This window comes from Amycolatopsis sp. NPDC059021 (assembly GCF_042739895.1).
Taxonomy (GTDB): Bacteria; Actinomycetota; Actinomycetes; order Mycobacteriales; family Pseudonocardiaceae; genus Amycolatopsis.
Map to the genome: position 1 here is coordinate 81,253 of NZ_JBHYIQ010000032.1, position 8,759 is coordinate 90,011.

At 66.0% G+C, this 8,759-nt stretch carries 9 protein-coding genes; 5 read left to right on the plus strand and 4 right to left on the minus strand.

The annotated features are described in order from the left end of the window. Positions 1-3: 3 nt before the first annotated feature. From ACFWX1_RS20485 to ACFWX1_RS20495, 3 genes are read left to right on the plus strand one after another with little or no spacing between them, the layout of a single operon-like run. Positions 4-783, plus strand: a complete 780-nt coding sequence (locus ACFWX1_RS20485) for a WbqC family protein (protein WP_378389500.1) — start codon at positions 4-6, stop codon at positions 781-783. Further along, positions 780-1,592 carry a Retron-type reverse transcriptase gene (locus ACFWX1_RS20490; RefSeq protein ID WP_378389502.1) on the plus strand — a complete coding sequence of 271 codons (813 nt, stop codon included), beginning with the start codon at positions 780-782 and terminating at the stop codon, positions 1,590-1,592. Before ACFWX1_RS20485 ends, ACFWX1_RS20490 begins: the two co-directional genes overlap by 4 nt. 35 nt (positions 1,593-1,627) lie before the next feature. Then, entirely contained in the window at positions 1,628-2,647 is a 1,020-nt protein-coding gene (locus tag ACFWX1_RS20495; RefSeq protein ID WP_378389504.1) for a hypothetical protein, read from the plus strand. Positions 2,648-2,809: 162 nt separating this feature from the next. On the opposite strand, the gene ACFWX1_RS20500 is transcribed toward ACFWX1_RS20495, so the two are convergent. Continuing rightward, positions 2,810-4,117 (minus strand): glycosyltransferase family 4 protein, encoded by a 1,308-nt coding sequence (locus ACFWX1_RS20500; protein ID WP_378389506.1) that lies wholly within the window; start codon positions 4,115-4,117, stop codon positions 2,810-2,812. Between the two features lie 103 nt (positions 4,118-4,220). Here ACFWX1_RS20500 and ACFWX1_RS20505 point away from each other — a divergent pair, with 103 nt between their 5' ends. After that, entirely contained in the window at positions 4,221-5,057 is an 837-nt protein-coding gene (locus tag ACFWX1_RS20505) for a 5'-3' exonuclease H3TH domain-containing protein (protein ID WP_378389508.1), read from the plus strand. Between the two features lie 72 nt (positions 5,058-5,129). Here ACFWX1_RS20505 and ACFWX1_RS20510 read toward each other — a convergent pair whose 3' ends face one another. Continuing rightward, positions 5,130-5,984 carry a hypothetical protein gene (locus tag ACFWX1_RS20510; protein ID WP_378389510.1) on the minus strand — a complete coding sequence of 285 codons (855 nt, stop codon included), beginning with the start codon at positions 5,982-5,984 and terminating at the stop codon, positions 5,130-5,132. A 1,052-nt stretch (positions 5,985-7,036) separates the two neighbouring features. Between ACFWX1_RS20510 and ACFWX1_RS20515 the strand changes: the two genes are divergently transcribed. Further along, positions 7,037-7,540, plus strand: a complete 504-nt coding sequence (locus tag ACFWX1_RS20515; protein ID WP_378389512.1) for a GNAT family N-acetyltransferase — start codon at positions 7,037-7,039, stop codon at positions 7,538-7,540. 47 nt (positions 7,541-7,587) lie between these two features. Here the strand turns inward: ACFWX1_RS20515 and ACFWX1_RS20520 are convergent, their stop codons facing one another. Further along, positions 7,588-8,157, minus strand: coding sequence for a hypothetical protein (locus tag ACFWX1_RS20520; protein ID WP_378389514.1), 570 nt, complete (start codon positions 8,155-8,157; stop codon positions 7,588-7,590). 151 nt (positions 8,158-8,308) lie between these two features. Then, positions 8,309-8,524, minus strand: a complete 216-nt coding sequence (locus ACFWX1_RS20525; RefSeq protein ID WP_378389516.1) for a hypothetical protein — start codon at positions 8,522-8,524, stop codon at positions 8,309-8,311. Positions 8,525-8,759: the final 235 nt, after the last annotated feature.

Here is an 8,759-nt window from a genome sequence, read left to right on the forward strand (position 1 = left end):
CCCATGCCCTTACACCGCAACGGAAACCACGCGAGCGAGGTGCTGGTGGCCCACCAGCCGTCCTACCTGCCATGGCAGGGCTACTTCGCGCGGCTGCTGGACGCAGACCGGCTGGTGCTGCTCGACCATGTCCAGTTCGCCGAACGCGGAGTCCAGCACCGCAACTGGATCCGCGGCCACGACGGCGGACGGCAACGCCTCAGCGTCCCCGTCCGCCGAGCGGGCCGCTTCCCGCAACCGATCCGAGACGTCGAGATCGCCGACCCCCGCTGGGCGCAGCGTCACTGGCGCACGCTGTGCCAGGTCTACCGGCGTGCTCGCTGGTTCGACCTGTACGGCGACGAACTCCGCGCGATCTACCGCCAGCCGTGGACAACGCTGTGCGCGGTCAACACCGCGCTCATCGAGCTGGTCACACGCGCCCTCGGCCTGACCGTCCACCTGACCCCTTCCAGCGAGCTCGCGCCGCAGGGCACCAAAACCGCGATGCTGGTGGACCTATGCCACCGCGTCGGCGCGAGCACGCTGCGCGTGGGCACCGGCGCGCCACGCTACCTCGACACCGCACTGCTGGCGCGCGAAAGCATCACCGTCGAGATCGCCACCTACACCCACCACCCCTACCACCAAGGGCGCGACAGTTCGTTCGTCCCTGGGCTCGCGGCGCTGGATGTGCTGCTGCACCACGGCGTACTCGCCCGCGACATCCTCGCGGCCCGCGTCTCGATTCACCCCTGGCAATGCGCCGCGCGGCCGCCCGACGAGCACGGCATCGCACAGTGACCGGCCCACCCGCGCTCCCGCAGGCGCACTCGCTGATGCCGCTGCTGACCGACCGACGCCGGCTCAAGCACGCCGCACGGGGCTGCATGCGCACCACCTCCAGCCCCGGCGCCGACGGCATGACCTGGCGCGAGTACCGGGCCGGACTGGACGAACGACTGCAACACCTCGCCGCGCGCCTGCAGAACGGCACGTGGCGCCCCGGCCCGACCCGGGAGATCACCTGGGACAGCGACGGCAAGACGCTCACCGTCGCCATCCCAATGGTGGAAGACCGGATCGTGCACCGGGCATTGCGGCACTGCGCCGAACCGATCCTCGAAGCTCACGCCTACCCGGACTGGCTGTTCGGCTGGCGACTCGGCCGCACCCGCGTCCACGCGCTGACCTACGCCCAGCAGCACGGAATCACCAGCCCGTGCTGGGTGGCCGACGTGGACGTCACCCGCGCCACCGCGGGCGGCACCACCGAGCAAGCCGTCGGCTGGCTGGCCGAATGGATCCACGACGGCAGCTTCCTGCACCTCGTACGGCAAGCCCTCGACGGACTCCCGTCCCCGCTGGCACCGGGCAGCGGGCTCACGCCGCTGCTGACCAACCTACGGCTGCTCCAGGTCGACCGCGCACTCGCCGCGCATACCGTCGTCCGCGTCACCGACAACTACGCCATCTTCTGCTCCGACCGCGACGCCGCCCACACCGCCTATCAGATGCTCACCGAAGCCTTGGCTGTGCACGACCTCGCACCCCACCCGCGCAAGAGCAAAGTCTGGCGACCCAACTTCGAAGACCTCTTCCTCGCTGGCTGACGGCCGCAGTCCACGCACCTATTAGACTCTCCTACATGGGGGAGTCGGAGCGCCTGATCAAGGAACTGTTCGGAACTGCCACTTACTGCGCATTCCCGGGATGCCTTGAAAAGCTCATCGTGCTAAACCGTGGTATGACCGTAGTCAACGTCGACATGGCCCACATCCGGTCGCCCAAGCCACTCGGTCCCCGCTATGACAAGAACTACCCGCGCGACCTTATCCACAAGGCGCCAAACCGCCTCCTGCTCTGCAAGAAGCATCATCCCCTCGTCGACACCGCGGCGTCGGTCTACAGCATCGAAGAACTGGAGAGCTGGAAACGTAACCAGATCGCCGACGGCTACGGCAGTGCGCTCCCCGATGAGCTTGCTGCGGAGATCGTCCGGTACTACGAGGGTTTCAGCGGCGAGATCGCCACTGACCCGGAGTTCGGACGCTGGCGAGCCGACCCTCAGCAAGACAACACCTCACCGTCGCACGGTATCGCGGCCGGGTTCGCTCATGTGGCTGACGACCCAGTCTCAGTGTCGGCTGTCCGATCGGTAGCACAGCTCATCGACGGCTTCGCCGAAGGTGCGGTTCTCCCGCCCCAATCCGCTTCAGCGTTCGGGGCAACCGTCGCTGCGTTTCTGCTCGATGACGATTTCGGATTCACGGCGCGGTTGGGCCGGCTGGAGCGTTGCTACCGGGACGACCCGTTTGAGGCAATGCTGGCGTCGATCGTGTTCAGCGTTACGGCGGTGCACTTGTGGGAGGCGACGACCAAAGAGCGCGCGAGCTTGCTGCGGGACAGTTGGGTCGCTACTGGCCTCACGATCCCCTATGTCGCGGACATCGTGCTAGCAGCCAGATACGGCAAGGACAACCACAATCCGCTACCCGGTCACCCAGACGACCAGTGGAAGGTGACCATCAACCTCGGGAAGGTCACAGCCATGACGGTTGAGTTGATCGCCGGGCACCAAGGCAACCCCCTAGTCTCGGTCGTCCAGGACCTACTGATCGGCGTTCAACGAGTTCCCGTGAAGTGCTCCATCGAGGACACCACCTGATGGCGGAAGTGAGCCAAGGTTGCTGCGGTTGGGCCGTCTGCGGTGGCGCCTCCCCTTAGCTAGTCGAGGGGATGCAGGAAGGGGTCAGCTCACTGGGTGCCGTCCGCATGGTGACGTTCATGTGGGGACGCACGGCACGCTCAGCCGTACACGAGGAACGACTCAATACGTCGAGACCTCGCGCCAGAAGAACCGCAGCAGCCGTACGAGATTTACGGCGGCGTTGCGTTCGGCACGGACCCGGTGTGCCGCTGCGGCCCGCATTGTAGCCGCCTTGTCGGGAGGTACGGCGAGAGCACACCGGATCGCCTCGGTCAGCGCGCCGGGTTGGTCGGGGGCGTACAGCACGCCGGTGGCCCCGTCGTCGATCTGTTCGACGAACCCGTCTCGCCGCGGCGCCACGACGAGCGGTCCGTCCTCCTGCGCCCACAGCGCCGTCTCGAACGGCACGTTCGCCAACGTCTCGCCCCGTGACGGGCAGGCCACCACCCGCGTCTGCGGCAGTGCACACAACGCGCGCGGCAGCTCCCGGGTGAACTCCGCGACCAGCGTCGCTTGCAACCCTTCGTCGGCGATGCGGCGCGCGTAGTCGGCGATCAGCGGGTCGTCGCCGTCGAACGGGACCGCGACGATGACGGCGTGGACCTCATTCCGCAACGGACCGAGCGCGTGGATCAGCACGTCGATCCCCTTGGTCGGGTCAGTCCGCCCGACCGTAATTACCAGCGGACGATCCAGCGGGACCTCCCAGCGTTCGACCACCGCCCGCGCCTCGCCGGGTGGCATCGGCCGCAGGTCCGGGCTGGACAGGTCGAGACTCGAGGCGTACGGGGCCAGCCGATGAGGCTCCAGCCCGTAGTCCGATTGCAGATGGCGCGACAGGAACCGGCCGAGGTCCGCGACCCAGATCTCAGGACGCCGGTTGGCGCTCGCGACTCCGGCTCGCTCCCACACGATCCGCTGAGGGTTCGGTGCTGGACGCTCCACGATCAACGCGGTGCTGCAGAAGGTGATCAGCACCTCAACCCGGCACCGCGTCCGTGCGTCGGCTCGCCACCATAACCACGCGTCCCCAAGCCCGGCAAACGGTGTGTCCATGGCGATCACCAACAGCTCGTCGTAGTGCTGGGCCAACTCGGCCGCGCACCGTGCGCCGGCTTCCGACAACCGCTGCCACGTGGACACCGACCAGAACTCGCCCTCGGTGTCATAGGGCAGCGCGTGAACCCGGCCACCCCATTCCTCGACGGTCCGTCGGCTTTCCTCGAGGTCCTCGGGATCGAACCGCCAGGTGTCCGGCCCCGGCTCCGGACAAGCGAGGTGCACGTCGAAGGCGCCGACGGAACGACGCAACTCGTCAGGATGGTTCCGGAGCGTGGACAGCAACGTCTTGGTTTGCCGCCCTAACCCGTTGGTGTTGTTGCAGACACCGTTGACCGTGCAGTACAACACGGCACGCCGAACGCCCATGAATTCCCCGTTCCTCGCGAGGTGATCAGCTACTCTCGTGCGCTGTCCACGTCGTGGGCACCCGGCAGCCGCGGTCACAGGCCATCGCACACCAGGAGGACCCGTGCCCGCCACCGCGCCGCCCAGGCTCTACGTCGACGGTCACAACCTGTTGCACCGCGCCGCGTTCGGCTTCCCCGCCAGGATCACCTCCCGCAGTGGACGCGACATTACCCTGGTCTTCGGCTTCTTCGCTCTCATGCGCGCCGGAGCGCGCAGCCTCGACACACCACCGGAAATCGTCGTCGTCTTCGACGGAGCAGAAGGTGCCACAGAGCGGCGCACCCTCCTGCCGGACTACAAACCACCGGTCACCGGCGACGAGGAAGCTTTCGCGGACCTGCCCTACATCTACAAAGGCCTTGAGCTGCTTGATATCCCGTGCGTTGAAGAACTTCACCACGAAGCCGATGACATCATCGCCTCGTTCGTCACGGCGGCTCCTGACCGCGAGCACGTGATCATGTCTACCGACAAGGACTTCTACCAGCTCCTGTCGAGCAGGGTGTCCACATTGAATACTCAGCGCCGAGCCGACCGACGGCGGATCTACCCGGACGAGGTCTACGACAAGTACCGGGTTATGCCGCACCAGTGGTGTGACTACCGCGCGCTGATGGGGGACAAGTCGGACAACATCCCTGGTGTTCGGGGAGTCGGAGGCAGGACCGCGAGCCGGCTGCTGGCAGACGGAGCCCACCTGGAAGATCTCGCCAAACTCGACCGTCTCATCGGCCGTATCGGTGCATCGGTCCGCGATAGCTGGGATGACCTCCTTCTCTGGCGAAGCCTCATCCAACTCCGTACCGATACTCCTGTGCCCGCCCTCAGCAGTCGGCCGTCTGCCACGACACTGGTTGCTGCACCCGAAATTGTCGGGGAACTCGGTCTCTGGGCCTAGATTCTGTCCATCAGCGGGCGGAGCACCTGAAGGCGTAGCACGCGAGGCTGCCGCCATGAGATCGGAGTCCTCTCACCTCGACTGGCAGCTTGAGAACCCAGCCGAAAGGGCATCGACGTCGTCGGACCCAGTCACGATGAGATCGCCGCCGCGGGGCGCAGCCCGTCGGTCAGCTCGGGGCCGTCGGCCAGCGTGGCGATCGCCGAGGCGGCCACGTCGTGGCACCAACGGGAAACCGCGCAGGGTCCGCCCGTCGGTCGGGTGGTCGAACGCGAGGAACCGGCTCAAGTGGACAGTATCCGGGTGCCGTCCCGTGGTGTCGATGACCGCCGACCGTTGCAGGTGCGTCATGAGCTGGCGGCCGATGTGCTCGCCGTAGGCGGGCGGGGCCGCCTCACAGACTTCGCGGATTCCCGTCGCGGTGTCCTTCGACACCCAGGGCATGCCCATCGCCTTCTTGGCTGCCTCCAGCCAGGCCCGGGAGTGTTTGCCGCCGTGGATGGACATCCATGGCGCCTTGGCGGTGGGCAGGGAACCGTTCCGGACGCACCGCTGGTGCGGTCGGTGGGCCGGTGGCGCCAGCGTGAACCCGCCGCCCGTCTCGAACAGCCGATGCCGGATCAGTGGCAGGCCGAGTGAGCCGCCGCAGATGGTGACCGGGTCGGTCAGCCACTCCTTGGCGCCGGGCACGTTCTCGATGACGTAGGGCAGGCCGGTTTCCTCGAAGCGTGCCCGCAGTGCCGGGATCAGGTTCGGATAGCTCAACTGGTTGTAGGCGTTGAGGTTGGAGAACGCTTGGCACGGCGGTGATCCGACCACGGCCGCCGGGCGGAAGTGTGACACCAGCACGGGAGCGAGCGCGACGGCTTCCCCTTGGATGAACTCGTCGCCCGCGTAGTTCGGCTGCGGCTGGATGTCCACGCCCACGACGTAGAAGCCTGCCCGCTGAAATCCTCGGGACAGCCCGCCCGCGCAGCAACAGAAGTCGATCAGAACCGGACGGCCATGGCGAACCCTCGCACGGCTCGACATCAACCACGGTCTCGGTGAGGTCCGCGGCCCGGCTTCGTTCCAGGTAGGACAGCAGGAACCCGCCGATGTACCGCGTGTAGGCCGGAGGGATGGCCTCGTTCAGGTCGCGGACGTCGGTCATCCAGTCGATGCCCATGGCCTCGCGCGCCTCCGCGGCCGTGGCCTTGCCGCCGCCCTGGCCGTACACGGCCACGTAGGGGCCGTGGAAGAACTGGCCGTGCCGCCAGCCACGGACCCGGCCGCGGTGCCGGGGGTGCGGAGGTTGCGTCATCGTCCATCCGCCCAGCTCGAAGGCCCGGTGCCGGATCACCCCAAGCCCGAACATCTCGCCGCACAGGACAACGTCCTTACGGATGCTCGGGCTCGGGCCGTTCTCGATGACGTACGGCAGGCCGGACTCGTCCAAGGCGCGGCGAACCTTCGGGATCAGGTTGACGTGGCGGTCGTACCAGCCGGGCCGCCTTCGGTTCCCGGCGGTGATCGGGATGTTCGCCTGGCACGGCGGGGAAGCGGATGCCGCGTCGAATCGGCCGGCATGCCGCCGCAGGAACTCCAGCGCGTCGCCACGATGGAACTGGCCCGGGTAGTCCGCAGAGTGCTCTTCCACGTCGACGCCGACGACCTCGAATCCAGCCAGCTGGTAGCCGCGACTGCTGCCACCCTTGCGGCAGAACAGATCCAGCACCTTCACGCGTTGGCCGCCGGACGCTCATCCCCGCTTCCGCTCTCAAGTTGTATATCTATTGTGGACGTCCTTAACGGACGTCCACTGTGGAGTTAGCAGGGTTCGGCCGACCGGATCGGAATAATGTGGGACGCGGAACGCGTCATTACTTCGCCGGTCTGGGTGCCCTCACCTTCTGCTGATTCCGACCCGTTGCCCCAGGCCAGGAGGTAGATTCGCCAGGACCGCCACCTGGCCGCCGAGAATGAAGGAGTTCCGACCCGTGCTGACGATCCAGCGGATCAACCCGGGTGAGCCTCCGGTGTGGCACCCCGACCTTCTGCAAGTCCTCGAAGCGGCTGACGTGCGGACGGACGGTTACGAGTCCCCGGCAGAGGTAGCCGATGATCTGGTACTGCTTGCGGTCGACGAGGGTCGTGTGTTGGGCGTGGCGGTTGGCCACCCGACCACTACTCCCTTCGACGACAGTTTCGGTCGTTTCGGACGGTTCGCATCGCTACCGGTTCCGCAGGCATGGCTTGACGTAATCGCCGTGCTCCCTACGGCTCGTCGGCGCGGAGCTGGCCGCCTACTTGTGCGAGTGTTCGCCGACATCATGTCGTCGCGGGGATGCACGCACGTCGTCTTGAAGGTTGATCAGGCCACGTCGTGGGAGGCGCGGGTGGCCTTCTTCGAGTCGTGCGGGTTTTCGCTGCTTGAGGGCGGCGACGATGACCTGCGTGGCGCCGAGATCACGACGCTGCTGGAGGCCTGTCGACGACCGTAGGTGCAACTCGGTCACCGTCATGCCGGTGTTCGGGCGCGGCATCCTCGCTACGGCTGGTCGGGGTCTTGCATCGCAGTAGCCTCGGCTGGCCCCGGCAGACCAGTGTTTTGCTCCATCTTCCGCTTGAAGAGCTTCACGGCTCGTCGGACGCGGCGTGAGCGCCACTTCGGTTCGAAATCTTCGACACCCAGGTCTTCGCGAATCACCGCGAGTGACAGCGTGTGGACGGCTCGTTCGAGCGCCAGCAGACGAGTTTGTTCCTCTTCGTTGACGTCGTTCCACAAGAGAAGTTCCCGGATGCATTCGCGATATTCCTCGAAAGCATCGAGGACGATGTTGCTGGCGAACACCTGCATGCTTTCCTCAAGGCGCGCTAGCTCGACATAAAGGTCATTGAGGTTCGGTGTGCGCGGGTCCTCCTCACTTCGAAAGAGTGAGGCGTTGCGCGTCATGACGTCCAGGTAGGCCAGGTAGAGGTCGTACCGGCGCTCAATTAGACGTGACAAGTGGACGTTCGACCTGTTCTTGCGCTCACGAAGGCTCGCTAACCCGGCCGTCACGACTCCGCCGAGCAGGGTGAGCCCGCCGCCGATGAGCGTGGAGACCTGGTCCATCATCCGGCAAACGGTAGCCGACATTCGGTGACCGACGAGGCGGACACGCTGGTCCTTCACTCGACGCGCCGATTCCAACCGCCGATGCCGTTAGCTACAGCGTTTCGACGACCAGCAGTGCAACAGTTTCGACCCGGCGGATACGCCGGGATTGTCACAGTCTGCAGCTGCTCGGTAGCGCTTTCCCGGGAGGCTTGTGCTGCTCGAACCACTGCTGGACTTCGGCGACGACTGCCGTGTCGTCGTCGCGTTTGGTCACCCGAAGTCGCCATTGGCCGCCGACGCCGCCGCGCTTCATGAACCAGGTGTGCAACAGCTCACCGAGGTCTACCTCGTGAGGTGGTCCGCCGAGCAGGATGCTTTGTGGCACCCACCGCTCCTCCCCGTCGTGCAGGAACGCGATCGTCCATCGGCAGTCGGCTTCGTCTCCCTCGACCGGAGGGCACCACCCTGACTTCGTCCACGTTCCCACGCCAGACAGTCGAACACATGTTCGCACCATGTGCAAGCGTAACTGTTCAGGTCATTGTGGTGTTTGTTGGTAGCCAAGGGTTTCCGGTGATGGCGTCGCGGATGGCGGTGATGACGTGGACGCGGTTCTTGCG